This window comes from Mycobacterium sp. E1214 (assembly GCF_001666755.1).
GTDB lineage: Bacteria > Actinomycetota > Actinomycetes > Mycobacteriales > Mycobacteriaceae > Mycobacterium.
In genome coordinates, this window is record NZ_LZJC01000173.1 from 1 (window position 1) to 26,822 (window position 26,822).

Genomic DNA, 26,822 nt, shown 5'->3' on the forward strand with positions numbered 1-26,822 from the left:
GGCGGCCGTGCGCGAACGGCTGCGCGGCTGGCGGTTCTACGACGGCTTCCGGGTGGACGCGCTCGCCCCGGCGCGGCACCCGCAGGTCGGCACCCGCACGCCGGTGCTCGCCGACGACGGCGCCGACCTGGCCGCCGCGGTCCAGACCGTCATCGAGGCGGGCCTCGACGACCTGAGCCGCGCCGTGGCCGACGCGTTCGACGGCGCGACCCTCTCGGTCGCCATCAACGACGGATTGTTCGACCTGCAACTGCGGCAACGCGGCATGCTCCGCGCGCTGCGAGCCTCCGAATTGTCCGATGGCACTTTGCGTTTCCTGCTGTGGGCCACGGCGCTGTGCAGCCCCGAGTCGCCGTCGTTGATGGTGCTCAACGAGCCCGAGACCTCGCTGCACCCCGAGCTGGTGCGGCCGCTGGCGGCGCTGATCCGCGGCGCGGCGCAGCGCTGCCAGGTGCTGGTGGTCACCCACTCGCGGTCGCTGTTGGAGTGTCTCGACGCCGAGTCGGCCGTCGAGATCGAGCTGTACAAGGAGTGGGGCGAGACGCGCGTCGCCGGGCAGGAGCTGCTGACGACGCCGCCGTGGGATTGGGGCAAACGCTGACGCCCGCGGCACCGGCGGCGCAGCCGACAAGCGCGTCGCGCCGGCACCGGGAAGACTGGGCCCCATGACTCCCACGCAGCCCGGCAAGGCCGTGCGCAGCGCCCAGAAGATCGTCGACGTCCTCGCGGCGCAGGGCGTCGAGTACGTCTTCGGGGTGCCCGGCGCGAAGATCGACGCCGTGTACGACGCCCTTGTCGACGGCGGGCCACAGCTCATCGTGTGCCGCCACGAACAGAACGCGGCCTTCATGGCCGGGGCGATCGGGCGGCTCACCGGCAATCCGGGTGTGGTGCTGGTGACCTCGGGGCCCGGCACCACCAACCTCGCCACCGGGCTGCTCACCGCCAACACCGAACAGGACCCCGTTGTCGCGCTGTGCGGCGCGGTGCGCCGCGAGGACCGGCTCAAACGAACCCATCAGTCGATGAACGCCGCCGCGTTGTTGCGGACCGTCACCAAGTTCACCGGCGAGATCAGCGACCCCGACAACGCCGCCGAGGCGACCGTCACGGCCTTCCGCGCCGCCGTCAGCGAACCCCGCGGCGCGGCCGCCGTCGTGCTGCCCGCGGACGTGCTGTCCGCCCCGACCACGGCGGGGATCACCGCGCGGCTCCCGATTCCCGCGCTGGCGTCCGCGCCCGCCGCGGCCATCGACGCGGCGCTCGAGTTGATCCGCGGCGCGAGCCGGCCGGCGTTGCTGGTCGGCGTCCGCGGGGCCGATCCGGAAAGCTGCCGGGCCCTGCGTACCCTCGTCGCGACGACCGGGCTGCCGGTGGTGGAGACCTTCCAGGCCGCGGGGGTGATCTCCCGGGCGTTGGAGGACTCGTTTTTGGGCCGTGTCGGGCTGTTCCGCAATCAGCCCGGCGACGTCGTCCTGGCGCACGCCGATGTCCTGGTCGCGATCGGCTACGACTCCGTGGAATACGATCCGGTCCAATGGAACAGCGACGTCGCGCGCACCGTCATCCACATCGATTCCCTGCCCGCCGACATCGACAACCACTATCAGCCGGCGCTGGAATTGGTCGGCAACGTCGCGGCCACCCTGACCGCGCTGGCCGACAACCTCGCCGACCTGACGTTGACCGCCGACTATCAGGCCCAGATCGCCGCCCAGCGAAAGGCGCTGTCCGACATCGACTTCGCGGCTCGTGACGAGCCGCCGCACGGGCCGGGCCTCAACCCGGTGGCCGTCGTGCTGCGCCTGCGCGACGAACTCGACGACACCGCCACCGTCGCCTGCGATGTCGGCTCGGTCTACATCTACATGGCCCGCCACTTCCGGGTCTACGAGCCGCGCCGGCTGTTGTTCTCCAACGGTCAGCAGACCCTGGGGGTCGCGTTGCCGTGGGCGATGGCGGCCTGCCTGGTGCGCCCGGGCACCCCGGTCGTCTCCGTGTCCGGGGACGGCGGATTCCTGTTCTCCGCGCAAGAACTCGCCACCGCCGTGCACCTCGGCCTGACGTTCACCCACATCGTCTTCCGCGACAACAGCTACGACATGGTCGGCTTCCAGGAGCTCATGAAGTACGACCGCAAGTCCGGTGTGCAGCTCAGCGACTACGACTTGGTCTCTTACGCAGCCGCTTTCGGCGCCCGCGGGTACCGGGTGAACACGCTGGACGAGTTCAGCGCCACCTTGCGCCAGGCGCTGGCCGAGGACGGGCCGTCCCTGATCGACGTCCCGGTGGACTACAGCCACAACCTCGACCTGGCCGAGAAACTGCACGACGACCCCTTCGAGTAAGGAAACATGGACAGACAATCAAGCGCCTATGAACGGTTCCGGCATTGGGCGACAAGACTTCTCGCTCATCACGACGACGATGCCGAGGTCTACCAGTTCTCCACCATCAGCGCGCTGCTGGAGGGCGTCTACGACGGTGACGTGACGGTGGCCGAGATCTTGCGCCACGGCGACTTCGGGCTCGGCACGTTCAACGGTCTCGACGGCGAGATGGTGGTGCTCGACGGCGTCTGCTACCGGTTACGCGCCGACGGCACCGCCACCCGGGCGGCACAGGACGATCGATCGCCGTTCGCGGCGATCACCCGCTTTCACAAGGACTTCGACATCACGATCACCGAACGGACGAGCCGGCGGGAGGTCACGAAGGCGATCGACGCCCGCATCGAGAGCGCCAACCTGATCTACGGCATCAAGATCACCGGGCATTTCGACGAGCTGCACACCCGCACCGTGATGGCGCAGCAGCGGCCTTACCCCCCGCTGACCGAGGCGACCGAGGACCAGGCCGAGACCGTGTTCACCGACGTGTCCGGCACGGTCGTCGGGTTCCGCACCCCCGACTTCGAACAGGGCATCTCCGTCGCCGGTTATCACCTGCACTTCCTGAACCGTGAGCGCACCGGTGGGGGCCACATCCTCGACTTCACGCTCGCCCGCGGCGACGTCGCGGTCAGCGGCGCCTCCCAGCTGCACCTGAGTTTGCCGACGTCCGGGGCCTTCCTCGACGCCCGGCTCGACGGGGCGGATCTCGCCGAGCGCATCGGCAAAGCCGAAGGGCCACATGGCGATTGAGGCAATCGCCGCCCGCCGCCGCTTCGACCGGGCGGCACGCGACGACGCCGCGCGGCCCGAAATTCACAATCTGTTCAGGCGCGCGTCGATTCAGCATTGGTGAGTGCACACGCGCACCGCGTGTCCTCACCTTATGCGCGTTGTCCAGGTCGCCAATTTCTACGGCCCTCGCTCCGGCGGCCTACGCACCGCGGTGGACCGGCTGGGCGCCGAGTACTGCGCGGGCGGGCACGACGTGTTCCTGCTGGTGCCCGGCCAGCGCGCCGAGCGCAGCCGCCTGCCGACCGGTGTGGTGCGAATCACGCTGCCCGCGCCGTTGATTCCATTCACCGGCGGCTACCGCGCCGTGATGCCGGGCCCCGTCAAGGCCGTGCTGGAGGCGCTGCAGCCCGACGCGCTGGAGGTCTCCGACCGGCTCACGCTGCGATCGCTGGGCCGGTGGGGCCGCGACCATGGGGCCACGACGGTCATGATTTCCCACGAACGCCTGGATCGGCTTGTGGGACAGATACTTCCGCGGCGTGCCGCGCGACGGTTCGCCGACGTGGCCAACGCCCGCACCGCGGCCGATTACGACGCGGTGGTGTGCACCACCGGATTCGCGCGCGAGGAATTCGATCGCATCGGCGCGACGAACACGGTCACCGTCCCGCTGGGTGTCGACCTGCAGACCTTCCATCCCCGCCGGCACTCCCACCTGGTCCGTCGACGCTGGGCAATGCCGGACCAGATGCTGCTGGTGCACTGCGGCCGGCTTTCGGTCGAAAAGCGAGTCGACCGCAGCATCGACGCGCTCGGCGCGCTCTGCCACGCCGGGGTGGACGCCCGGCTCGTCGTGGTGGGCGAGGGCCCGTTGCGGTCCCGGCTCGAGCGGCAGGCCGCCCGCTTGCCCGTCGACTTCACCGGCTTCATCTCCGATCGGCACACGGTGGCCGGGCTGCTGGCGTCGGCCGACGTGACGCTGGCACCGGGCCCGCACGAGACGTTCGGCCTGGCCGCCCTCGAATCGCTGGCGTGCGGGACCCCGGCGGTGGTGTCGCGCACGTCCGCGCTCACCGAGATCATCACCCCGGACAGCGGCGCCTCGGCCGACAACGACCCGGCCGCCATCGCCAATGCCGTGAGCGCCATCGCCAGCCGGCCCGAACTGCAGCGCCGCCGCTCCGCGCGGCGCCGCGCCGAGGACTTCACCTGGCAACGGGCTGCGACCGGGATGCTGGCCTCGCTCGGTGCGCCCGCGGCGGCCGAGCACCGCGATCAGTCCGAGCACACCGCGTAATAGCGCCGCGCGCAACGTCGTCGGGCGGCGCCGCTACGCTCGTCGCAGACGACCAGGAGGTGACTCGGTGGGAGCACGCGGGCAGGTGCTGATCACGGCGGCCGAGCTGGCGGCCCTGCTCGGCTCGGGCGACCCGGTGTCCATTCTGGACGTGCGCTGGCGGGTCGACGAGCCCGACGGACACCCGGCGTACCTGCGAGGTCACCTCCCGGGCGCGGTGTACGTCTCGCTCGACGACGACCTCAGCGATCACTCGGTCGCGGGCCGGGGCCGCCACCCGCTACCTTCGGGGGCGTCGCTGCAGGCCGCGGCGCGGCGCTGGGGCGTCCGGGAGGGTCAGCCCGTCGTGGTCTACGACGACTGGAACCGCGCCGGTTCGGCGCGCGCCTGGTGGGTGCTGACGGCGGCCGGGCTCGGCGACGTGCGCATCCTCGACGGCGGCCTGGCCGCTTGGGTTTCCGCCGGGAACGACCTGCACACCGGGCCGGTGACGCCCGCCCCGGGCAATGTCGTTGTGCCGCACCAGGATCTGTATGCGGGTGGCCGCCTCACCCTGTCCGCCGAAGAGGTCGGCGCGGGCGCCGCGCCGCTGCTGGACGCGCGGGCCCCGGAGCGCTTCCGCGGTGACGTCGAGCCGCTGGACCCCGTCGCCGGCCACATCCCCGGCGCCAAAAACCTCCCCAGCACCGCGGTCCTGGGGGCCGACGGCGTCTTCCGCGACGACGGCTCCGTCGCCCAGCTGCTGGCGGAGCGCGGCGTGGACCCCGACGGTGTCGTGGGCGCCTACTGCGGGTCGGGCGTGACGGCCGCGGTCGTCGTCGCGGCGCTCGCCGCCGCGGGCCGCGAGGCGGCGCTGTTTCCGGGATCGTGGTCGCAGTGGAGCTCGGATCCGCACCGCGTCGTGGAGCGCGGCGACTAGCCCGGCCGCCGCGGGGCGCAGCGCCCTGATAGCCTGTCCCCGATAGCGCCTAGGGTTCCGACGCCTACCCGCGTGCCTGGTCCGAGCGGCGCCACCGCGTTCCCCGACGGGACGCGGTCATCTGAACGGACAAAAGCCTGGAGGACCCCCGTCGGCGCGCCGCGCGCCGACGAGAAGGTCCGCATGCTGGCGTTGATCGTTTTGTTTGTCATCGCGTTGGCCGCCGGGGCGCTCGGCGGCCTGGTGGGCACCGGGTCGTCGCTGGTGCTGCTGCCCGCACTGGTCGTGTTGTACGGTCCCCGAGTTGCGGTGCCCGTCATGGGAATCGCCGCGGTGCTGGCCAACGTGGCGCGAATCGCGGCCTGGTGGCGCCACATTCGGTGGCGGCCGGTGCTGGCCTACGCCGCGCCCGGTACCCCCGCCGCGGTCCTCGGGGCGCACACCCTGCTGACCATCCCGCAAACCCTCGTCGACGCGCTGCTCGGCGTGTTCTTCCTCGCCATGATTCCGGTGCGCCGTGTCGCGGCCGCCCGGCAGTGGCGCGTGCGACTGTGGCAGCTGGCCGTCGCGGGCGCGATCGTCGGGTTCCTCACCGGGCTGATTCTGTCCACCGGGCCGCTCAGCGTGCCCGTCTTCACCGGCTACGGCCTGAGCGGCGGGGCGTTCCTCGGCTCTGAAGCCGCCAGCGCGCTGGTGCTCTATCTCGGCAAGATGGGGACGTTCGGCGAGTTCGGCGCGCTGACGCCCGCCGTGATCGCCCGGGGCCTGGTGATCGGCGCCGCCCTGATGATCGGCCCGTTCGTCACCCGGCGGATCGTGCGCCGCGCCCAGCCGCACCATTACGCGCTGATGATCGACCTGGTGCTCGTGGCCGCGGCCGTCGGCATGTTCATTGCGACGGCGCGCAGCTGACCCCGGTCGCGCAGGGCAGCCGTTTGATGCCGTGGAAGAACGACGACCGCAGCCGGTCGGGTGGCCCCACCACGGACAGGCCGGGCACAGCCCCGTACAGCTCCTCGAGCATGACGCGCAGCTCGAGGCGCGCCAGCTGGGCGCCGAGGCAAAAGTGCACTCCGCCACCGCCGAACGCGGCGTGGCCGGCGTCGGGTCGCGTGACGTCGAAGCGATCGGCGCGCTCGAAGACGTCCTCGTCGCGGTTCGCGGACAGATAATGCATCAACACCCAGTCGCCGGCGGGAATCAGCTGCCCCCGGATCTCGACGTCTCGGGTGACGGTCCGCCGAAAGTGCATGACGGGGGTGGACCAGCGCAGCAGCTCCTCCACCGCCGGTTTGATCGCGTCGCGGTCGCGCGCGAGCAGCGCCTGCTGATCGGGATGCGCGGACAGCGCCAAGATGCCGTGGCTCAACGTGTTTCGTGTGGTCTCGTTGCCGGCGATGGCCAGCAGCAAGAAGAATTCGTTGAGCTGGTCACGGTTGAGTTTGTCACCGTCGACCTCGGCGGCCAGCAACGCCGACAGGATGTCGTCGGTGCGGCCGTGCTTGCGCCGGTGCTCCACCAGTTCCTGGCAGTAGTCGAACATCTCGGCCACGGCCGCACCGAGCGCTTCCGGGCCGGGCGCGTAGTCGGGATCTTCGATGCCCAGGCTTCCGATCGCGTTGCTCCACCGGAACACCTCCAGCCGATCTTCGGCCGGAACGCCCAACACGTCCGCGATCACCTGCAACGACATCTCCGCGGAAATGTCTGTGACGGCGTCGAATTCGCCCTTCGCGGTGATGTCGGCGACGATGTCGCGGGCCACCTTGCGCATCCGCGGTTCCAGCCGCTGGACGTTGCGCGCGGTGAAACCCTGGTTGATCAACTTGCGGAAGTGGACGTGGCGGGGCGGATCGATGCCGGGCAGCATTGCCGAGTTCGGGCCGGCCTCGACCTGCACGAGCGTGTTGCCCTGGCTGCTGGCGAAGGTGTCGGTGTCGCGGCTGAGCATACGCACGTCGGCGTGCTTGGTCAGCAGCCACGCCCTGGGCAGGCCGGGCAACTGCACCGGATGCACCGGGGCGCTCGCCCGCAGTCGGCTCATGGCGTCGAACGGGGCACCCGCGACGAACGTGTCGGGATCCAGCAGCGCCGCGGCGTCGCGATCGGCCGCGCTGTCCTGGTTCTCCGGGACCAGGGACCCTACCAGGGTGGGTTTGGGAACGCTCATCGGTTCTCCGATCCGGTCGGCAACGACGCCATGATTCCGGCGATCACGACGTCCAGTCCCGCGCGAAAGCGGTGGGCGGTGTGGCGCTTCCCGCGGGGCGACGGCCGCGCCTCTTCCAGGCTGATCGATCCCAACAAATAGGTGTACAACACCGAATGCACGGCGGCCACAGCGGGTTTCGGCAGGCCGGCCTCTCGCAGCAACGAACGGCTCAGCGCGTCGAGCCGACGGGCCGGCTCACCCCCGCCGCTGGTCTGCAGCACGTTCGCCACGCCCGGAACCGCGACAATGACTTTTCTTGCGGCGCAGTATAATTCGACGAGCCGGACGTCCCATGGGCCGGCGTCGGTGATCGGGATGTCGTCCAGCACGGCTTCCGCAAGCAGTTCCAGGGCCGCCCGCTTGCCCGGGACGTGGTAGTACACCGAGGGCACCGCGGCGCCGAGCTCGCCGGCCAGCTGCCGCATGGTCACTCCCTGGACCCCGACCCGTCGGGCCAGGTCGTGCAGCGACGCCAGCACCTGCGCGCGGTCGAGTTCGCCGTAGGGCCGCCGCGTCGCGGCCGTCATCGCGGCACCGTGCCGGCCTCGGTGGCCAACCAATTTCGCCGACATTCGAGCATTGTTCGAATCTACCCGGCATGGTGCCGCCTGCAAAGGCTCGGCGCGTCAAGCCGGCCGTCGCTCAACCCGATACCGCATCGAGCACCACTCGTTCGCGGGCCTGGTTGTCGCTCCGTGCGAGGGCCGGAATCGCCTGCCGATCGGGATCGGCGGCCAGACATGAGGCGTGCTGCGCCGCGCCACGACCGGACGCGGTGCGGCCGCTGTTCGCCGGACCGCTGCTCCGCATGATCGACTGCGATGCCCGGCCGTAACGAGCGGGCTTTATAGTCCTGATGACCGTCTAACGACAGGACTCAAGATGGGAAATCCGAACGATCGGCGGGCCGTCGTCGCGACCGCCGCGCTGGCGATGGTCGCGCTAGGGCCGAGCGTGTCGGCCTGCTCGAGCAAGACCGGCGCACCGGCCACCTCGACGTCCGCCACCCCGGCCGCGGTCAGCAGCACCGTGATGATCGACGGCAACAAGCACACGATGATCGCGGCCGTCGACTGCACGAGCTCGGCGGCGCAACCCAACGCGACGCCGCCGGAGTCCGGTGATCTCACCACCCGAGTCAGCGTCCACGACGACACGGCGTCGGTGTCGCTGGCGCTGTCGGACGAACAACCGCCCACCGTCGACGGTTTCGGCATCTCGCTGAAGCTGGACAACGGCCAATTCCAACTGCCCTACCAGGGAACCAAATCGCCGACGCAGGTGCAGGCCACCAAGGACGGCAAGAATTACACCGTGACCGGCACCGGCGAGGGCAGCGCCCCCGGCCAAAGCGGCCTGCGCCAGGTCACCTTCGGCATCCACGTCACCTGCCCGTAGGGGCCGCGTCGCCGCACGCGTCACTCGCGCCCCGCGCAGGTGGGGGCTGCGCATTCGCCCGCCTCACAGCGACAACGGTGGTTTCGTCCGGTCCGGCCCGCGCGCGCGGCGCCCAGCGGGCCCCGTTGTCGCTACGAGGCGGGCACTTGTCCTACGCCCCCGGAGAGGACGCCGCCGGGGCATTGTCTCGACGGCGCCCCTCTGAAATGCTGGCGGCTTGGACATCTTGGCGCAGTGGCGAACCGGCGGCACCGAACTCCGTTGGCGGTCGACGACCGCCGCCAACGGCGCCCGCGAGGTCGCCGTGTTCAGCCGCCGCTGCGGCACGCCGGGCGCGCCGCCGTTGGTGCTGGTGCACGGCTTCCCCACCTCCAGCGTCGACTTTTACGCGCTCGCCGGCGAACTGGCCGCCGAGTTCGACGTCTATGCGCTCGACTTTCCCGGCTATGGGCTGTCCGACAAGCCACCCGAGCCGTACGTGTACTCGCTCTACGACGACGCGCGGCTGCTGGTGCACGCGATCGGCGAAGTGTGGCGGCTCACCGACTACCGCATGGTCACCCACGACCGCGGGTGCAGCGTCGGCCTGATCGCGCTCGGGATGCTGGCGGAGCAGGCGGCGCCGCCCCGCGACCTGATCCTGACGAACGGCAACATCTACCTGCCGCTGGCCAACCTGACGACGTTTCAGACGGCGTTGCTCGATCCCACTACCGCCAGGGACACCGCCGCGGCGGTGACCCCGGAGCTGCTGGCGGCCGGCTTGGGCGCCAGCACCTTCATGCCGCGCCGCACGCTCGAGGACCCCGAGATCGCCGCGCTGGCGGCCTCCTTCGCCCACAACGACGGCATCCGGGTGCTGCCCGACACCATCCAGTACCTCCACGAGCGCGCCGCCGACGAAACCCGTTGGCTGCAAGCGCTTTCCACCAGCGAGGTCGACACCACCGTCGTGTGGGGGCTGCACGACAACGTGGCGCCACTGCGGGTGCCCAATCACGTCTGGCAGACGTATCTCAAGGGCAAACCGGGCAGCAACCGCTACTGGGTGGTGCCGGGTGCCGACCACTACCTGCAGTGCGACGCCCCCGCGCAGCTGGCCGAGATCGTCCGCCTCACCGCGCGGGGCGGCGACATCCCGCTGCAGACGCTCGGCGATCGACCCGGCGGCGCGGTGCTGATCGACGCGACCGGTTAACCCGTCACGACCGGCAGCGCGCCGGCCCCCGGGGCGTACCGAACCAATCGACGCGAGGCACCGCCCGTCAACCCAGCGCCTCGGGCAGCACCACCTCGCCCACCCGCCGCAGATACGGCCAGGCGATGTCCGGGGGCAGCCCACCGCACAACGGCGACAGGTTGAGCACCTGGCCGGACCGCACTCGCGAGATCGCTTCCGGCACCGAGATGATGACGTGTGAGGTGCCGGTCTCGCGCAGCTCGTCGACGGTGTTCACGTGTGAGAAACCGGCCGTCGTCTCGTCCCCGGGATTCCAGGCGGCGTAGGCCCGCACGTCGTGCAGCAGGTGCTCCCCGATCTCCTTCCACGCCTGGTCGACGTCGTCGGCAACGAACACCACCGACGGGGTGTTGCGGTCGGGAAACATCGTGGGGCCGGGCTGGTGGCCGTGCTCGCGGCACGCCTCCTCGTAGGCCTCCCGCATGCCCGGCGCGTTGGCGTTGCCCAACATGCCCAGCCCGTATCGGCCGGCGCGGCGGGCCGCGGCGACCGTTCCGCCGCCCCACATCAGGCCCGGCCCGCCCGGGGTCAGCGGCCGGGGCGTCACCGAGATGCGCCGCCCGTCCTGGACGACGGTCTCCCCGGCGAGCAGCCGCCGCAGCAACGCCAGCTTCTCGTCGCACAGCCGGCCGCGCGTCTTCATCGACACGCCGAAGTGTTCGAACTCCTCGGGTCGATACCCCAACGCCAGGATGTAGGAGGCCCGTCCGTTGCTGAGGATGTCCAGCACCGCCATGTCCTCGGCGAGCCGCACGGTCTCGTAGAACGGGAGGATCAGGATCAAGCTGAGCGCCAGCCGCTGCGTCCGCGCGGCCACCGCCGACGCCAGCAGGAACGGTGACGGCAGATAGCCGTCCTCGGAGCCGTGGTGCTCGCACAGCACGGCGGCCAGGCCGCCATGCTCTTCGGCCCATGCGCTCATCTCGGGTGCTGCGGCGTACAGATCGGTTGGGGCGGCGGCCCATTCGGGATCACGCATGTCGAAGCGCAGTGTGTACACGGCCCTACTCCTCGCTGGCTCGATCTTCCCGACGTACGTTACACGTTGCGCCCAAGACGTAAAGCGGCGCGCGTCGGCCCGCGGCCGGGTGGGACGGATGCGGGTGGTCAGCGCGGGGCCCGATGTCGTTGCCGCACAACCGGGATTGTTCAGTTCGCCGGAGCTGCCCCCGACGGTCCAGCGAAAAGCGTTTGCCGCGTGGTGGGGCCCACCGGATAGTCTGCGGGCGTGACGGTCAATCCCCTCGAGGAGTTGACGCTGCCGCAGCTGCGCCGCCGCACCAGCATGAAATGGCGGGCGCACCCCGCCGACGTGTTGCCGCTGTGGGTCGCCGAGATGGACGTCCGGCTACCCCCGACCGTCGCCGAGGCGGTCCACGCCGCCATCGACGACGGCGACACCGGCTACCCGTACGGCACGGACCTCGCCGAGGCGGTCAGCGGGTTCGCGTCGCGGCGCTGGCAATGGCACGACCTCGAGGTCGCCCGCACCGCGCTGGTCCCCGACGTCATGCTGGGGGTCGTCGAGCTGCTGCGGCTGATCACCGGCCGGGGCGACGCGGTGGTGGTCAACCCGCCGGTCTACGCGCCGTTCTACGCGTTCGTGGCGCACGACGGCCGCCGGGTGATCGAGGCGCCGCTCAGCGCGGCCGGCCGCATCGATCTCGACGCGTTGGCGGACGCGTTCGGCCGCGCCCGGTCCGCGGCGTCGACGGGTGCGGTCGCCTACCTGCTGTGCAACCCGCACAATCCGACCGGAACGGTGCACACGAGCGACGAACTGCGCGAGGTCGCCTCGCTCGCCCGCCGGTTCGACGTCCGGGTGGTGTCCGACGAGATCCACGCGCCCGTCGTCCTCACCGGCGCGCGGTTCGTCCCGTTCCTGACGGTGCCGGGCGCGGAGAACGCGTTCGCCCTGCTCTCGGCGTCCAAGGCGTGGAACCTGTCCGGGCTCAAGGCCGCCCTCGCCGTCGCCGGCCCCGAGGCGTCGGCGGATTTGCGCCGCATGCCCGAGGAGGTCAGCCACGGGCCCAGCCACCTCGGCGTCATCGCACACGCCGCGGCATTCAGCGGCGGGGACGACTGGCTCGACGCGCTGCTCGACGGCCTCGACGACAACCGCGCTCTGCTCGCCGAGTTGATCGACCAGCATCTCCCCGGCGTCAAATATCAACGCCCACAGGGCACTTATCTCGCCTGGCTGGACTGTCGAGCGTTGTGTTTCGACGAGGATGACGCCGTCGAAGGCCTTGCGGTGGTAGCCGACCTCGCGGGGCCCGCGCGCTGGTTCCTCGACCAGGCCCGCGTGGCGCTGAGCTCCGGTCACGTCTTCGGGACCGGTGGCGCGGGCCACGTGCGGCTCAACTTCGCGACCTCGAGGTCGATCCTGGCTGAGGCCGTCGCGCGCATGGGCCGCGCCCTGTCCGGCGCCCGCTGACGCCCGTCGCGCTCGACGACGCCCCCGGGACAACGAATTGCCCACTAGACGAACTCGCGCCGGCGCGAGAGGCTTGCAGAGGTGCCGGCCTACCGGAGGAGCTGAATATGCGTGTGCTGCGAACCCCGGACTCCCGATTCGAAAACCTGGAGGACTACCCGTTCGTAGCGAATTATCTCGATGTGACGGCCAGCGACACCCCGCCCCTGCGGATGCACTTCCTGGACGAAGGACCGTCCGACGGGCCGCCGATCGTATTGCTGCACGGCGAACCCACGTGGAGCTACCTCTACCGCACCATGATCCCGCCGCTCGCCGACGCCGGGAACCGCGTGCTCGCTCCCGACCTGATCGGCTTCGGCCGATCGGACAAACCCAGCCGGCCCGAGGATTACACCTACCTGCGCCACGTCGAGTGGGTGACGGCCTGGTTCGAACGCCTGAACCTGCGCGACGTCACGCTGTTCGTCCAGGACTGGGGGTCGCTGATCGGACTGCGCATCGCCGCCGAGCAGGGTGACCGCGTCGGGCGCCTCGTGGTGGCCAACGGCTTCCTGCCCACCGCGCGGCGGCGCGTCTCCCCCGCGTTCCACCTGTGGCGCGGCTTCGCCCGCTACTCCCCGGTCCTGCCCGCCGGTCGGATCGTCGCGACGGCAACGGTGCGCCGGGTATCGGCCAAGGTGCGGGCCGGCTACGACGCGCCCTTCCCCGATAAGGCGTATCAGGCCGGGGCGCGGGCGTTCCCGCAGTTGGTGCCGACCTCGCCGGACGACCCGGCGATTCCGGCCAACCGCCGGGCCTGGGACGCGCTAGGCCGTTGGGACAAGCCATTTCTGGCCATCTTCGGGGCGCGCGACCCCATCCTCGGACGCGCGGACCGCCCGCTGATCAGCCACATCCCCGGCGCCGCCGGCCAACCGCACGCCCGCATCAACGCGGGTCACTTCATCCAGGAGGACAGCGGTCCCGAGCTGGCCGAGCGGGTGCTGTCGTGGCAGAAGGCAGTGCTGTGACGGGCGCGCCTCAGCGGCTGTTGATCAGCCGGACAACGCCGCGCATGACCGCACGGCTCACCCCGCGGCGGAGCTGATCGATCCGGCCACCGGTGTCCGGGAGCGGCGCCTGCCCCAGCCGCGGGAACAACGCCAACGCGTTGTCACGCTCGATCGCGGCGCGGCCGCGCGCGTCGAGCCCCGGGTAGGCCTCCAGGCCCGCGGCGAACAACTTGCCGGCCGCGGTGGGCGCATAGGGCCAGTCGGAGCCGAAGGTGACGTGGCCGGGCTTGGCGAACGCCAGCAGGCTCGGCAGCGCGGCGGCGCTAGAGGACAACGCGGTGTCGAAGTAGAAGCTCGCGAAGTCGTCGAGGCTGTCGGTCAGGCCGCGTCCGGTGTCGCCAGTGATGCTGACCGCCATCCGGTGCGAGGCGTAGGGTACGAAGCCGCCCGCGTGGCTGAGCACGAACTTGATGTTCGGGTAGGCGCGGCAGATGCCGTTGCGCACAAGCAGATACGCGGCGCGGGTGGTGTCGAGCAGGAAGTCCGCCGCGAACGGGACGATACCCTCGACGGGCGGCCCGGGGAGCTCGCCGGGGTGGATGAACACCACGGCCGACCGGTCGTCGAGCGCCGCGAAGAGATCGTCCTGGCCGTCGGCGCCGAGGTAGGTCCCTGCGCTGTTGGCAAGCAGCACAACGCCGTCCGCGCGCAGGTCGTCCAGAGCCCTGGCGACCTCGTCGACGGATTCGGCGAGGTGCGGCGTGGGCACCGTCGCGAAAAAGCCGAACCGGTCAGGTTGCGCCGCAACGAGTTCGGCCAGGTAGTCGTTGAGGTCGCGGGCGAGTTTCGCCGCGTCCGCGGGGCTGGAGACGATCGCGGTGCCCGGCGTCGAGACCGAGAGGATCGCGGTGCCGACGTCGAGCTCGGCCATGGTGGACAGCGAGGCCTCGGGGCTCCACTCGGGTAATTGGCGCCCGCCGGCGTCAAGCCTGCCGGTCCGTGCCAGCACCTCGCGGTAGAAGGGCGGGATGGCGTGGTGATGGGTGTCGATCCGCAACACGGCTCTCCTCTGGTCGGTGGTCACCCAATTCTTGGCCATCGGAGGCCGACGATGAAACGATCACCGCATGGACGGAGCGTTGATGGGATTGATGGGCATGGTCGTGGGCGCGTCGGCCGCGAGTGCGGCGGGCGTCGCACGCTCGGTCTCGGACACCGTGCTGCCGCGGATGATGGGAAACGCCGACCACCGACACCAGATGAGCATGCAACTGCACGCCCAGCGCTGCGAGGCGTTGCAACGGTGGCGCACCGGCCTGGCCGGTGCGCGCGACGCTTACCAACGGTGGGCGTGCGGCGGGCGAGTCGGCGAGCCGCCCAACGTCGTGGGAGACGAATGGTTCGAGGGCCTGCGGCCCCATCTGCCCACCACCGGCGACACGGCGAAGTACCGCTCGGCGCACGAAATACATTGCGATAATCAAACTCTCACCCTGCTCTCCCTCGAGATCGGGCGCCTGGAACAGGACTGGACCGAGGAGGTTAGGGGCCGTCGGCGACGGGATCGCCGGGGCTGACAGTCGGCTACGCGGGCAAGGTCAGCGCCCGCTTGAGCAACGCGGCGAACTCCCCCGGGCATTCGAGCGGGGTGAAATGCCCGACGCCGTCGACCACCGTCACCGTCACGTCGGCGAAGAAATCGTCGAGCCGGTCGGCCCACGCACGGGGAAACAGCGGGTCGGACCCGGGCCACAGCACCGACGTCGGGGTCCCGATCCGCCGGTCACGCGCGGGTGGGCGTTCCGCCGCGGCCGTGGCCACCGTGCCGGAACCCGCCCGGTACCAGCCGATCGACGCGGCGAACGCCCCGGGCGGCGAATACCGGGCAACGAGATGCTCGAGGTCCGCGTCGGGAAGGTCGAAGGCGGGCCCCGACCAATGGGTCCAGAAGTGCTCCAGGTAGCCGCGCACCGCGTCGGCGTTGCCGTCGATCAACAACTCGGACAGCGCCAGCCGATGAAAGGGCTGATACCAGAACTCTTTTTGCGCGTCTTCGTTGAGGATCCGGCCGCCGACCCCCGGCAGCGGCGGCGACACCACCAGGTGGGCGACGAGCTCGGGCCGATGGGTGGCTAGCTGTTGCGCCACCCGACTGCCGACGTCGTAGCCGCCGATGAGGGGGCGCCGCAGACCGAGCTCTTCGATGAGCGCCGCGACGCTGCGCGCCTGGGCCGCCGCGCCGTAGCCCTCGGCCGGATCGACGCGATGCTTGTCCGATTCCCCGAAGCCCCGCAGGTCGGGCACGACCACGTCGACGTCGTCGCCGAGTAGCGGCACGACCCGCCGAAAATCGGTGCGGTCGCCGGGCCAGCCGTGCAGCAGCACCACCGGCGGACCGCCGCCGCCGTACCGCTCATAGGCGAGGCGGAAACCGTCGCACGCAGAGCTCATTCGCATGGCCGAAACCATTTCAGCCGGTGACCGCGAGCACGGCCTCGGCCAGCTCCGGCCGGCACACCACCAGGTCCGGCAACTTCGGATCCCGTTGGTTGTAAACCAAGCCGGAGCCGTCGATCCGCGAGGTGTGCAGGCCGGCCGCACGCGCGACGGCGACCGGGGCCGCCGAATCCCACTCGAACTGCCCCCCGGCGTGCACGTACACGTCGGACACGCCCTGAACGATGGAGGCCACCTTCGCTCCGGCGGAACCCATCTCGACCAGCACGCCGTCCAGCGCGTCGCGCACCGCCAAGGCGATGGCCGGGGGCCGGGTGCGCGACACCACGATGCGCGGCTTGCCCGGCGCGGCCGGCGGCGCCGCCACCTCCGGAGTGGCCCAGGTGATGTCTTGTGCCGGCAAGGCGACCGCGCCGGCGATCAGCTCACCGGCCTCCCACAGGGCGACGTGCACCGCCCAGTCGTCGCGGCCGAGCTCGGAGAACTCCCGCGTCCCGTCCAGCGGATCGACGATCCACACGCGCTGCGCGGTCAGCCGGACCGGATCGTCGGCGCCCTCCTCGGACAACACCGCGTCGTCCGGGCGCTCTTCGGCGAACGCCTGCATCAGGAACTCGTGGGAACGCTTGTCCCCGGCGTCTTTTCGTTCGCGAGCGTCGGCGTCGGCGAACTCTTGGCGCACGTCGAGCAGCAGCCGGCCTGCCTCGGTGGCCAGCCGCGCGGCCAGTTCGTGGTCATTCATCCGCAACTCCCTGGACGGTGGCACCCTTTTTGTTGGTAGCGTTGACCAACTTTACCGTGCCATTGCGGGGGTGCGGGCCCACGCCCCCCGGACGTGAAATTTCCGGCGCAACCGGTAATCCTGTTGAGCGTGAGCGTGAGCGGCGGCGGCGACGCCCCTTCTTCGAACCCGTTGCGGCGCATTCCGCGCGGGCGCCCGCTGCTGGTCGGGGCGGGTGCGGCCGTGCTACTGGTGGCGGTCCTGACGTTTGTGGGTTTCAAGCTGAGCGGCGACCACCCGCCAACCCCGGCCGCTCAGCCGCCCGCGCCGCCGGACACCTACGCCATCCCCGGCTGCTACAACCTGTCGGCGCCTCCGGTCGAACGTCCCAAGTCGCTGAACGTGCTGGGCTGCGCGAGTGTCGCCGTTGCGCTGCAAGGCATGTCGTGGAGCGGGTGGGGCCCTCAGGGCGCCGACGGGACCGGCACGGCGGTCTTCAAGGTGTGCGACCCGAACTGCGCGGCGGGGTATCAGCTCACCGAGCCGGTCGTCGTCCACGCGTGGAATCCGCAGCCGCCGCGCCGGGAGGCCATCTGCCAGGTGGGGCTCAAGATCTTCGCCGACATGATCCTGGCGTTCCCGCAGGGCGTTCCCCCGCCCACCGTGCAGAAGATGAACGCCGAGTACGACGGGCACCCGGCGGTGCACTTCGCCAACTACTCGAGCGGCGAAACCCGCGGCACGCAGTTCATCGGTTACACGTTCTGCAACTGACGGACCGCCGCTAGACCTCGACGACCACGGCGCCGCCCTGGCCCCCACCCGCGCACATCGCGGCGACGCCGATGCCGCCGCCGCGGCGGGCCAGTTCGTAGACGAGCGTGGTGACCATGCGGGCGCCCGAGGCGGCGATGGGGTGCCCCAGGCTGCAGCCACTGCCGGAGAAGTTCACCTTCTCCTCGTCGATGCCGTATTCCCGGCACGCCGCGATCGGCACCGAGGCGAACGCCTCGTTGATCTCCCAGAGCGCCACGTCACCGGCCGACAGGCCGGCCCGCTGCAGCACCTTGCCGATCACCTTGACCGCGCCCAGGCCCGTGTCCCGGGGCGCCACCCCCGCAGCGGCCCAGGCCTTGACGGTGCCCATCACGTGAAGGTTTTCCGCGGCGGCGTAGTCGCTGTCGACCAGGGCCACCGCCGCGGCCGCGTCGTTGGTGCCGCTGCTGTTGCCGGCGGTGATCGAGAACCCCTCGATCTCGGGATGCAAAACCTTGAGCCCGGCCAGCTTCTCCACGGTGGTGTCGCGCCGGGGGTGTTCGTCGACGGCGAACTCCGTCACCGAGCCGTCGAACTGCGTCACCTTCAGCGGAATGATCTCGTCGAGGAACTTGCCGGCGTCGATGGCGGCGATCGCCCGCTGATGCGAGCGGGCGGCCCAGGCGTCCATCTCCTCGCGGGTGATGCCCACCGCCTGGGCGGTGTTCCAGCCGACCGTGATCGACATGTCCTTGGCCGGCGCGTCGGGCGTCTCGACATGGGTCGGCGGCATCCAGCGCTCCTCGAACTTCAGCTCGGGCCCCGGGATGCGCCAGTTGGTCAGCGGCGTCATCGACAGCGACTGCACGCCACCGGCGATGAGCACGCGCTCCATTCCCGAGCCGATCTGCGCCGCGGCGTTGCCGATGGCCGTCAGGCTGCCGGCGCAGTGCCGGTTGACCGATTGACCCGGCACGCCTTCCAGGCCGGTCGCCGTCGCGGCGTATCGCGCCAGATCGCCTCCGCCGTAATGCGATTCGGCAAAGATGATGTCGTCGATGGCCGACGGGTCAACGCCGGAGCGGCGCACCACCTCGGGCAGCACCGTGGTGATCAACGTCTCCGGCGGGGTGTTGACCAGCGTGCCCTTGAAGGAGCGGCCGATGGCCGTCCGGACGGCACCGACGATTACGGGTGTGGCCATGGTGTCAACCTCGAACAGGGTCTTGGCTGCGGTCGGCAGCGCGGTCATCAGATGTGGCGAATCGTAACAAATACCGTATGACCAATAGTAAATGGCCTGAGTTCGGCCGCGCCGGGCGCGCGGCGGTGGCGGGCGGCTGGTGGACCGGCGGGGTCCGGGCCGGGGAGCTCACAGGACACAATGGAGCGATGACTACCAGATCGCTCGCCGCGCGCGACGCAACCGAGTTGACCGCTTACCGGGTGGGGGCGCTGTTGCTCGGCATGGGCACCCTGCACTTCGTGGCACCCAAGCCGTTCGACGGCATCGTGCCCGCCGAGCTGCCCGGCGACGCGCGGTTCTACACCTACGCCTCGGGGGTGGCGGAGCTCGGCGTCGGGGCGCTGCTGCTTGCGCGTCGCACTCGGCGGTTCGGCGCGCTGGCGGCGGTGGCCCTGTTCCTGGGGGTGTTCCCGGCCAACGTCAACATGTGCCGGCTGTGGTGGGACAAGCCGTGGGCGATGCGCATCGTCGCCCTGGCCCGGCTACCGCTGCAGGTTCCGATGATCACCACGGCGCTGAAGATCCGCCGCAACAGCTGAGGCTCTCGTTCAGAGGGGAAATGCGACGGTCGGCGCCGCCCGATGCGGCGTGAATTGCGTTGTCGGCGTTGCCGTAGGGACGGGAGATGAGCGTGGTGGGTCAGACGGAGATCGCGGCGGTGCTGGCGGTGGGGGCCGCGCTGATGATCGGCATCGGCGACGTCGCCCAGCAGCGCTCGGCCCAACAGGTCACCGAGCAGTCGGTCGGCACCGTCGCCCTGCTTCGCCGGCTGCTCCGGGACCGCCGGTGGTGGGCGGGCAGCCTGGTCGCCGGCGCCGGCTTCGGCCTTCAGGCCGCGGCGCTGGGGCTGGGTTCGGTGGTTCTGGTGCAGGCCCTGTCGGTGACCTCGCTGCTGTTCGCCCTGGTCCTCAACGCCAGGGTGAATCACCGCAAAATCAGTCGCGCGCAAGGCATTTGGGCCACCCTGCTGGTCGCCGCCGTCGCGGTGGTGGTGACGGTCGGCGATCCCGGTGAGGGCACGCCCCGAGGATCGGTGAAGACCTGGACCGTGGTCGCGCTGATCGTCGGCCCGGCGCTGATCCTCTGCGTGGTCGGCGCCCGCATGTTCCCCGGCTCGGTCGGTGCGCTGCTGCTGGGTGTGTTGTCCGGCTCGCTGTGGGGCATTTTCACGGTACTGACCAAGGGCGTGGTCGACCGGCTCGACCACGGCATCCTGGCAGTGCTGCGGCTGCCCGAGCTCTACGTGTGGCTGGCCCTGGCGATCGCCGCGACCGCCTGGGAACAGTCGGCGTTTCGGGCCGGCCCCCTCACCGCGTCGCTACCGGCGGTGACGGTCACCGAGCCCATCGTCGGGGCGGTGCTGGGCGTCACCGTGTTGGGTGAGACGTTGCAGACCACCGGTCCGCGCGTGGCGGCCCTGACCATTTCCGTCGCAGTCATGGTGGCTGCCACGGTGGCGCTGGCGCACAGCCAGGCCGCGGGCAGCCGCGAGGCCGAGAGCCGCACGCCCGCAACGGAATCAACCTGACGGCAAACATTCGCTTCCTCGACGCCCGCCGCTGTCGTATGCTCCATCCGCACACAACTCTCCAATAGCCAACGCGCGGGGGTGCGCCGAACGCTTGCCGAGCCGATCACGCAGGAAAGGCACCCCGACCATGCGCCAGCTAGCAGCCATTGCCGCCATTGCCGCGATCGCGGCCTCGGCCGCCGCGTGCGGTGACGACAAGCAGGCCGCGCCCGCGTCCTCGTCGAGCAGCACCACCACGACCACCGCGAGCAAACCTCCACTGGCGCAGCCGGCGCTGGGCGGTCTGCTGCTGACGCCGCCCGAGGTCGACGCGGCGCTGGGTGTGGCGGGCTCGAAGACCTTGGAGCCCATCAACCAGCCGAAGGGCGACAACCCGACCGACGTGTTCCCCAAGAGCTACAAGTTCCCCGACGACTGTCTATTCGTGATGGGGCCCGCCGAGGCGTCGGTCTATGGGGGCAGCGGCTTCACCGCGGTGCAGGGGGAACGCGACGGCACGTCGAGCGATCCGGGCACCCCGGACGTCCAGCAGACGGTGGTGTTGTTCCCGTCCGCCCAGCAGGCCAACGCCTTCTTCACCTCGTCCGCGCAACGCTGGCCGGGGTGCAGCAACCGGGGTGACACCGTGCCCGGTGAGGGCGACAACCCGACGGTCACCTGGAAGGTGGGGCCCGTCGCCAACAACAACTCGGTGCTGAGCGCCACCACGTCGCTGAGCCTGTCCAAGGGCGACCAGACCATGATATCGGGGACCTGCCAGCGGGCGCTGACAGTCCGCAACAACGTGGTCGTCGACGTCGAGGCGTGCAAGACCGCCGACATCGGCGACACGGCCGTCAATGTCGCGAACCAGATCGCCGGGAAAGTCGACAAACAGTAGACCGGCCTCGCCAATTGCCGGCGCACACAGCCGATTCGACGGGCGTGGCTCATGATGGGTTGTCGCCGAACGCGTTTGCGCAATGTCTTCCGGGACCGAGCAGCCTGTCTTATGCTCCGCTGACGGCCGTCACTCGAGCGAAAGGACTCCCCCATGCGCCAGTCGACAGCCGGAGTCGCGGTCGCCGCCGCACTGCTCGTCGCGGCGTGTGGCAACGACAGCTCCGGCACATCGTCGTCGACCACCACGAGCACCAGCACGTCCAACGGCGGCCCCCTGGCGCAGGCGGCGCTGCCCAATCTGTTGCTGACGCCCGATGACATCGACACTCTGCTGCACGTGCGGGGAACGACGAGCGACCCGCCGATCACCGAGCTCACGGACAACCCGGCGGGCCGGCAGAACTACACGCTGCCGGCCGAATGCACCTATATCTTCCATCCGGGCGCCGCGCCGTCCTACGCCGACAGCGGTGACACCGCGGTCCTGGGTTACCGCGACGTGGCGCCCACGCCCACCGGGGCGAAGGCCGTGGAGACACCCGAGTTGACGCAGATCGTGGTGCTGTTCCCCGCCCCCGAACAGGCGCGGGCGTTCTTCGACGCGTCGGCTCGCCGATGGCCCGCCTGCGCCAACCGTCAGGACACCGTCCCCGCCGACGCGACCAACCCCGGTCTGCACTGGCAGGTCGGGGCGGTCAGCAACGCCAACGGCATGTTGACCACGACGGTCACCGTCGACGTCACCAGCAACGGGACGACCACGACCATGCCGTGCCAGCGGGCGCTCACCGTCCGCAACAACGTCGCCATCGACGTGAACGCCTGCCGCAAGGATCTCGCGGACCTGGGCAGCACCGTTGCCAACCAGATCGCCGGCAAAGTCGACAAGCAGTAGCCGCCCAGCGTTTACCTCACCTCCCTAGCCCGCGCCGGTGCCCCCGGCGTACGCTCTGGCGGCCGAGCCGGTCACCGTGGTCGTCACGCGGGGCGGGCCGCACCGGGGCAGGAGGACGATGTGAGCGCATCCGAGAAGGCGAGCCGGCCGCACGGCGGGCCGCCGGTGATCCACCTTTCCGAGCTGCTGCGTGCGCCGGTGGTGGCCAGGTCCGGCGAGGCCGTGGGCCGGGTCGAGGACGTCATCGTGCGGCTCGGCGGCGCCGACGACTATCCCCTGGTCGCCGGGATCGTGGCCGGCGTCGGGGGGCGTCGCGTGTTCGTCGGCAACAAGTCGATCGACGAATTCTCCGCGAAGCGAGTCGTGTTGACCAAGAACAAGGTCGACCTGCGGAGCTTCGAGCGTCGCGACGGCGAGGTGTTACTGCGCGCGGATGTGTTGGGGCACAGGCTCATCGATGTGGCCGCGGTGGAGTTGGTGCGCGCCTACGACGTCGAGCTGGAGGACACCGGCGCCGGCTGGGCGCTCGTCCGCCTCGACACCCGGCGGCCGCCGCGGTTGTTCGGGTTGATCAAGCAGGCCGCTGGGCACGCGGCGCGCGACTGGAAGGCGTTCGAACCGCTGATCGGTCACGCCCGCACCGACGCGGTGCGGCGCCTGTCGGACCGCTTCGGCGAATTCAAGGCCGCCGAGATCGCCGATCTGCTGGAAGAGGCGGACAAGGCCGAGGGCGGCGAGATCCTCGACCGGGTGCACAGCGACCCCGAGTTGGAAGCCGACGTCTTCGAGGAACTCGATCCTGACAAGGCCAGCCGGTTGCTCGACGGCATGCCCGACGACGAGGTCGCCGGGCTGCTCGGGCGAATGCGCGCCGACGACGCCGCCGACGCCATCGCCGACCTGCGCCAGTCACGGCGCCGGCGGGTGCTCGACCTGATGCCGGGGCCCCAGCGCACCAAGGTCATCACGCTGATGGGCTTCAATCCCGAAAGCGCCGGCGGCCTGATGAACGTCGACTTCGTGTCCTGCCGGCCCACCGCGACGGCCGGGGAGGCGCTGGCCCTGATCGCCACCGCACGCAGCATCCAGCCGGAGGCGCTGATCAAGGTTCACGTCGTCGACGACGACGGGCGGCTCGACGGTGTGGCGTCCGTCATCGGCCTGCTGCAGGCCGAGCCCAGCAATACCCTTGTGGGGCTGATGGATTCGGATCCGGTGCGGGTCAACGCCGACGCCGACCTCACCGACATCGCGCTGCTGATGGCCGACTTCAACCTCTACTCGATCCCCGTGGTCGACGAGCAGGACCGCATCCTCGGGGTGGTCACCGTCGACGACGTGCTGGAGGCTACGATCCCCGAGGATTGGCGCCGCCGTGAACCCGCTCCCCGGCCGATCCGCGACGTCGCCGCGGCCGACGACCACACCTCGTCGCTGCCCGGAGGTACCACGCTGTGAGCCCGGAGGAGACCACCAGCGCCGACGCTGCCGAGCGCGGGACCGGGCCCGACGCGCCAACGCGTTCGGCGGTCCTCGACAGCGCCCACCTGGGCGACATCGAGGGCGCCTTCGGGCGGATCAGCATCGGCGAGACCGAGCACGCGCGCAGTTGGAAGACGCGGCTGCTGACCCTGTTGGCGATCGTGGGCCCCGGCATCATCGTGATGGTCGGCGACAACGACGCCGGCGGGGTGGCCACCTACGCCCAGGCCGGTCAGAACTACGGCTACTCACTGTTGTGGGTGCTGCTGTTGTTGGTCCCGGTGCTCATCGTCAACCAGGAGATGGTGGTCCGGCTGGGCGCCGTGACGGGCGTCGGGCACGCCCGGCTGATCAACGAGCGCTTCGGCCGCGGCTGGGGCTGGTTCTCCGTCGGTGACCTGTTCCTGCTCAACTTCCTCACCATCGTCACCGAATTCATCGGCATCAGCCTGGCCGCCGAATACATCGGCATCTCCAAATACGTGGTGGTCCCGACCTCGGCGGTGGCGTTGGTCGCGATCATGGCCAGCGGCAGCTTCCGCCGCTGGGAGCGGGCGATGTTCATCTTCATCGCGATCACGCTGCTGCAGATCCCCATGTTGCTGATGTCGCATCCGCAATGGGGTCAGGCGGCCAAGTCCTTTGTGGTGCCGGGAATTTCGGGTGGTGTGAGCTCGGACGCGGTGCTGCTGATCATCGCGATCGTCGGCACCACGGTGGCGCCCTGGCAGTTGTTCTTCCAGCAGTCCAACGTGGTCGACAAGCGCATCACGCCGCGCTTCATGGCCTACGAACGTGCGGACACGGTGTTGGGGGCCTTCGTCGTGGTCGTCGGGGCGGCCGCGCTGGTGATGACCGGCGACTGGGCGGCGCGCTCGACCAATACCGTGGGCGGTTTCACCGACGCCGGTGGCACCGCGCACCTGCTCGGGGAGCACCGCGACCTGTTGGGCTCGATCTTCGCGATCGTGCTGATGGACGCGTCGATCATCGGCGCCGCGGCGGTCACGTTGGCCACCAGTTACGCGTTCGGCGACGTGTTCGGGCTGAAGCACTCGCTGCACCGCGGCTTCGCCGACGCCAAACAGTTTTACCTGTCCTACGCGGCGATGGTGGCGGTGGCGGCGGCCATCGTGTTGATCCCCGGCGCGCCGCTCGGCCTGATCACCACCGCGGTGCAGGCCCTCGCGGGATTGCTGCTACCCAGTGCCAGCGTCTTTTTGTTGTTGCTGTGCAACGACCGGGAAGTGTTGGGGCCGTGGGTCAATCGGACCTGGCTCAACTGGGTCGCCGGGTTGATCGTCGGCACGCTGCTGCTGCTGTCGGGGATCCTGATGGCCACCACCTTGTTTCCCAAGATCGACGTGGTGGCGGTGTCGGGCTACCTGGCGCTGGGCATGGTGGTGCTCGGCGTCGCGGCCGTGCCGCTGCTGCGCTGGATGGCCCGGCGCCAGTCCCCGCGACCCGCCGCGCCGCTGCCGGCCCGCGGTGTGGACCGCAGCACGTGGCGGATGCCGCCCCTGGCCCTGCTCGAGCCGGTGGTCTGGTCACCCGGCACCCGGCTCGGCATGATCGCGCTGCGCTCCTATCTGGTCGCCGGGGCGCTGCTGCTGGTGGTCAAGGCGATTCAGCTCAGCCGCTGACCGGTCGGCCCGCCGCCGCGATCCGGCGGGCCACCTCGCCGTAGCGTTCGAAGCGTTGCGGATCGCCGACGGCGTTGTAGAGCACCAGTCGCGTCGCCGTTCCGGCGTATTTGTCGATCAGCTTGTCGGCCAACGCATCCCAGGTGGACTCGGTGGCGAACGCGGCGATGTGATCGTCGCTGACCTGCGCCGCCATCCCGGCGAAGTCGCCGGCCTTCTGCTTCTCCCGGATCCGGGCGGTGGTGCCCTCGAACCCGGCCTCGTCCCAGATGAACGCGTAGTTGGGGGTGCTGCCGTAGAAGGCCATGCTGGCCCGCACACCCTCGCGCTGCCGGTCCCGTTCCTCGTCGGTGTCGCCGACGACGGTCAGCACCGGCACGACGATCGCGATGTCGGACGGCGAACGCCCAGCCCGCGCAGCACCTTTGGCCACGTTCGGGACCACGTGGCGCGTCAGGTAACCGGGCTCCCCGATCGGGTGCACGTGCACCCCGTCGGCCACCTGGCCCGCCATTCGCAGCATCCACGGGTTGACCGCGGCGACGTCGACCATGGGGTCGGGCGCGTCGATGGGGCCAGGGCTCCACTGCGGGGTGATGAAGTCGAGGTCATAGAACTCGCCGTGGTGATCGAGCGTGCCGGAGCGGAACGCGGCGAAACACGCCTTGACGGCCAGCACATAGTCACGGAGCCGCGGTCCGGGTCGCTCGAAGGGCACCCCGTAGCGCCGCACCACGTGGGTGCGCACCTGGGTGCCGAGCCCGAGCCGAAACCGGCCGCCGGTCGCCTCCTGCAGTTCCCACGCCGCGGCCGCGGTGATGAACGGGCTGCGCGGGAAGGCCACCGCCACACCGGTGGACAGCTCGAGCCCGGGCGCGGCCTGCGAGGCCACCGCGACGTTGGAGTAGGCGACGCGACCCGTCTCGGTGAACAACAATCCCGAGAAGCCGGCCGCCTGGGTGCGCCGCGCAAGGTCCCCGATCAGGTTGAGCGGCTGGGGACTGGTCATCGCGTCGACGTGCATGTGAGGAGCGTACGTCGCCGGTCCCGGTCCGCCGCCCTGCCCGCCCCGGGGTCCGCGGCTCCGGGGTGATCGGCCTTCGTTACCGAGGCGGCGCGCCGCGCTGCGTGCGTGGCCCGACACGCTCGACTGCGCTCGACGGTTCACGAGATACGGTCGGACGCCGAGGCGAAGTTGGCTCAGATCTATTCCGACTGCGAGGAATACGCGGCGACGGGCGGCCCGTTGCCCGGGCGACTCCCCATCGCGGCGATCACCGGCAAGCTGATCATGGGGCAATACGAGGCGATCGTGCAGTGGAACCGGCTGGGTGGACGACGCCATCGGCGGCTGGACCGGCGTCACCCCGGAGACCGGCGCTACCGCGCCCGCTGACGCCTTCGTCGTCGGCGACGACCTACCCGCGGCTCCCCCGAAGGGCCGCTGGCACGCCGCTATTGCGGCAGCGTCTCGCCGCGCGTTTCGGGAGCCAGCGGGATCACCAGCAGGCCGACGACGAAGGCGACAGCCGTCAATGCGACCGGAAGCCCCAACGTGTGCAGGTGCAGCACGGCGGCGCCGAGCA

27 protein-coding genes are annotated in these 26,822 nt (G+C 70.4%); 19 read left to right on the top strand and 8 right to left on the bottom strand.

The genetic code is table 11. The annotated features are described in order from the left end of the window. The 6 genes from A5700_RS24655 to A5700_RS24680 form a co-directional block, all read left to right on the top strand. Positions 1-601, top strand: a 601-nt coding sequence (locus tag A5700_RS24655) for an AAA family ATPase (protein ID WP_156671434.1), incomplete at its 5' end; no start/stop codon positions are given. Between the two features lie 64 nt (positions 602-665). Then, positions 666-2,348 carry an acetolactate synthase AlsS gene (gene alsS / locus A5700_RS24660; RefSeq protein ID WP_068070128.1) on the top strand — a complete coding sequence of 561 codons (1,683 nt, stop codon included), beginning with the start codon at positions 666-668 and terminating at the stop codon, positions 2,346-2,348. 6 nt (positions 2,349-2,354) lie between these two features. Then, positions 2,355-3,143, top strand: coding sequence for an acetolactate decarboxylase (gene budA, locus A5700_RS24665; protein WP_082959783.1), 789 nt, complete (start codon positions 2,355-2,357; stop codon positions 3,141-3,143). A 133-nt stretch (positions 3,144-3,276) separates the two neighbouring features. Continuing rightward, positions 3,277-4,422, top strand: a complete 1,146-nt coding sequence (locus A5700_RS24670) for a glycosyltransferase (RefSeq protein WP_068070129.1) — start codon at positions 3,277-3,279, stop codon at positions 4,420-4,422. A 67-nt stretch (positions 4,423-4,489) separates the two neighbouring features. Next, complete coding sequence (locus tag A5700_RS24675) at positions 4,490-5,341, top strand: sulfurtransferase (RefSeq protein WP_068070130.1); 852 nt, start codon at positions 4,490-4,492, stop codon at positions 5,339-5,341. Between the two features lie 183 nt (positions 5,342-5,524). Further along, positions 5,525-6,253 carry a sulfite exporter TauE/SafE family protein gene (locus tag A5700_RS24680; RefSeq protein ID WP_068070131.1) on the top strand — a complete coding sequence of 243 codons (729 nt, stop codon included), beginning with the start codon at positions 5,525-5,527 and terminating at the stop codon, positions 6,251-6,253. Here A5700_RS24680 and A5700_RS24685 read toward each other — a convergent pair. Continuing rightward, on the bottom strand, positions 6,231-7,511 hold the full coding sequence (locus A5700_RS24685; RefSeq protein WP_068070132.1) for a cytochrome P450: 1,281 nt from the start codon (positions 7,509-7,511) through the stop codon (positions 6,231-6,233). The genes A5700_RS24680 and A5700_RS24685 overlap by 23 nt on opposite strands. Beyond that, complete coding sequence (locus tag A5700_RS24690; protein WP_068070133.1) at positions 7,508-8,080, bottom strand: TetR/AcrR family transcriptional regulator; 573 nt, start codon at positions 8,078-8,080, stop codon at positions 7,508-7,510. The genes A5700_RS24685 and A5700_RS24690 overlap by 4 nt, the downstream gene beginning before the upstream one ends. Before the next feature lie 355 nt (positions 8,081-8,435). On the opposite strand from A5700_RS24690, the gene A5700_RS24695 reads away from it, so the two are divergent. Both A5700_RS24695 and A5700_RS24700 read left to right on the top strand, forming a co-directional pair. Beyond that, positions 8,436-8,951: a lipoprotein LpqH gene (locus tag A5700_RS24695; RefSeq protein WP_068070134.1), complete on the top strand. Its 516-nt coding sequence runs from the start codon at positions 8,436-8,438 to the stop codon at positions 8,949-8,951. Between the two features lie 217 nt (positions 8,952-9,168). After that, entirely contained in the window at positions 9,169-10,149 is a 981-nt protein-coding gene (locus A5700_RS24700; protein ID WP_068070135.1) for an alpha/beta fold hydrolase, read from the top strand. 67 nt (positions 10,150-10,216) lie between these two features. Here the strand turns inward: A5700_RS24700 and A5700_RS24705 are convergent, their stop codons facing one another. Then, entirely contained in the window at positions 10,217-11,191 is a 975-nt protein-coding gene (locus A5700_RS24705; protein WP_068070136.1) for an LLM class flavin-dependent oxidoreductase, read from the bottom strand. Between the two features lie 228 nt (positions 11,192-11,419). Here A5700_RS24705 and A5700_RS24710 point away from each other — a divergent pair, with 228 nt between their 5' ends. Then, positions 11,420-12,628, top strand: coding sequence for a MalY/PatB family protein (locus A5700_RS24710; RefSeq protein WP_068070137.1), 1,209 nt, complete (start codon positions 11,420-11,422; stop codon positions 12,626-12,628). A 107-nt stretch (positions 12,629-12,735) separates the two neighbouring features. Further along, positions 12,736-13,641: a haloalkane dehalogenase gene (locus A5700_RS24715; protein ID WP_068070138.1), complete on the top strand. Its 906-nt coding sequence runs from the start codon at positions 12,736-12,738 to the stop codon at positions 13,639-13,641. A gap of 10 nt (positions 13,642-13,651) precedes the next feature. Here A5700_RS24715 and A5700_RS24720 read toward each other — a convergent pair whose 3' ends face one another. Further along, positions 13,652-14,683 (bottom strand): amidohydrolase family protein, encoded by a 1,032-nt coding sequence (locus tag A5700_RS24720; protein WP_068070149.1) that lies wholly within the window; start codon positions 14,681-14,683, stop codon positions 13,652-13,654. Between the two features lie 67 nt (positions 14,684-14,750). Between A5700_RS24720 and A5700_RS24725 the strand changes: the two genes are divergently transcribed. Further along, positions 14,751-15,200 carry a hypothetical protein gene (locus tag A5700_RS24725; protein ID WP_068070139.1) on the top strand — a complete coding sequence of 150 codons (450 nt, stop codon included), beginning with the start codon at positions 14,751-14,753 and terminating at the stop codon, positions 15,198-15,200. Positions 15,201-15,207: 7 nt separating this feature from the next. Here the strand turns inward: A5700_RS24725 and A5700_RS24730 are convergent, their stop codons facing one another. Both A5700_RS24730 and A5700_RS24735 read right to left on the bottom strand, forming a co-directional pair. Further along, positions 15,208-16,080, bottom strand: coding sequence for an alpha/beta fold hydrolase (locus A5700_RS24730; protein WP_068070150.1), 873 nt, complete (start codon positions 16,078-16,080; stop codon positions 15,208-15,210). 13 nt (positions 16,081-16,093) lie between these two features. Continuing rightward, entirely contained in the window at positions 16,094-16,822 is a 729-nt protein-coding gene (locus tag A5700_RS24735; protein WP_068070140.1) for a 3'(2'),5'-bisphosphate nucleotidase CysQ, read from the bottom strand. Positions 16,823-17,023: 201 nt separating this feature from the next. On the opposite strand from A5700_RS24735, the gene A5700_RS24740 reads away from it, so the two are divergent. Next, positions 17,024-17,575, top strand: coding sequence for a hypothetical protein (locus A5700_RS24740; protein WP_068070151.1), 552 nt, complete (start codon positions 17,024-17,026; stop codon positions 17,573-17,575). A 10-nt stretch (positions 17,576-17,585) separates the two neighbouring features. On the opposite strand, the gene A5700_RS24745 is transcribed toward A5700_RS24740, so the two are convergent. After that, positions 17,586-18,761 carry a thiolase family protein gene (locus A5700_RS24745; protein WP_068070152.1) on the bottom strand — a complete coding sequence of 392 codons (1,176 nt, stop codon included), beginning with the start codon at positions 18,759-18,761 and terminating at the stop codon, positions 17,586-17,588. A 188-nt stretch (positions 18,762-18,949) separates the two neighbouring features. Here A5700_RS24745 and A5700_RS24750 point away from each other — a divergent pair, with 188 nt between their 5' ends. The 6 genes from A5700_RS24750 to A5700_RS24775 all read left to right on the top strand — a co-directional run bounded on the left by A5700_RS24750 (position 18,950) and on the right by A5700_RS24775 (position 25,236). Beyond that, positions 18,950-19,342: a hypothetical protein gene (locus A5700_RS24750; protein WP_068070141.1), complete on the top strand. Its 393-nt coding sequence runs from the start codon at positions 18,950-18,952 to the stop codon at positions 19,340-19,342. A 95-nt stretch (positions 19,343-19,437) separates the two neighbouring features. After that, positions 19,438-20,331, top strand: a complete 894-nt coding sequence (locus A5700_RS24755) for a DMT family transporter (RefSeq protein WP_068070153.1) — start codon at positions 19,438-19,440, stop codon at positions 20,329-20,331. 130 nt (positions 20,332-20,461) lie between these two features. Continuing rightward, positions 20,462-21,214, top strand: coding sequence for a sensor domain-containing protein (locus A5700_RS24760; protein WP_068070142.1), 753 nt, complete (start codon positions 20,462-20,464; stop codon positions 21,212-21,214). Positions 21,215-21,367: 153 nt separating this feature from the next. Continuing rightward, entirely contained in the window at positions 21,368-22,111 is a 744-nt protein-coding gene (locus tag A5700_RS24765) for a sensor domain-containing protein (RefSeq protein WP_068070143.1), read from the top strand. Positions 22,112-22,231: 120 nt separating this feature from the next. Further along, positions 22,232-23,569 (top strand): magnesium transporter MgtE N-terminal domain-containing protein, encoded by a 1,338-nt coding sequence (locus A5700_RS24770; RefSeq protein WP_068205093.1) that lies wholly within the window; start codon positions 22,232-22,234, stop codon positions 23,567-23,569. Positions 23,570-23,658: 89 nt separating this feature from the next. Then, entirely contained in the window at positions 23,659-25,236 is a 1,578-nt protein-coding gene (locus A5700_RS24775) for an NRAMP family divalent metal transporter (RefSeq protein WP_156671435.1), read from the top strand. On the opposite strand, the gene A5700_RS24780 is transcribed toward A5700_RS24775, so the two are convergent. Next, positions 25,226-26,260: a TIGR03617 family F420-dependent LLM class oxidoreductase gene (locus tag A5700_RS24780; RefSeq protein WP_068070146.1), complete on the bottom strand. Its 1,035-nt coding sequence runs from the start codon at positions 26,258-26,260 to the stop codon at positions 25,226-25,228. The genes A5700_RS24775 and A5700_RS24780 overlap by 11 nt on opposite strands. A gap of 108 nt (positions 26,261-26,368) precedes the next feature. On the opposite strand from A5700_RS24780, the gene A5700_RS24785 reads away from it, so the two are divergent. Further along, positions 26,369-26,632, top strand: coding sequence for a hypothetical protein (locus A5700_RS24785; protein WP_068070147.1), 264 nt, complete (start codon positions 26,369-26,371; stop codon positions 26,630-26,632). Positions 26,633-26,822 lie beyond the last annotated feature (190 nt).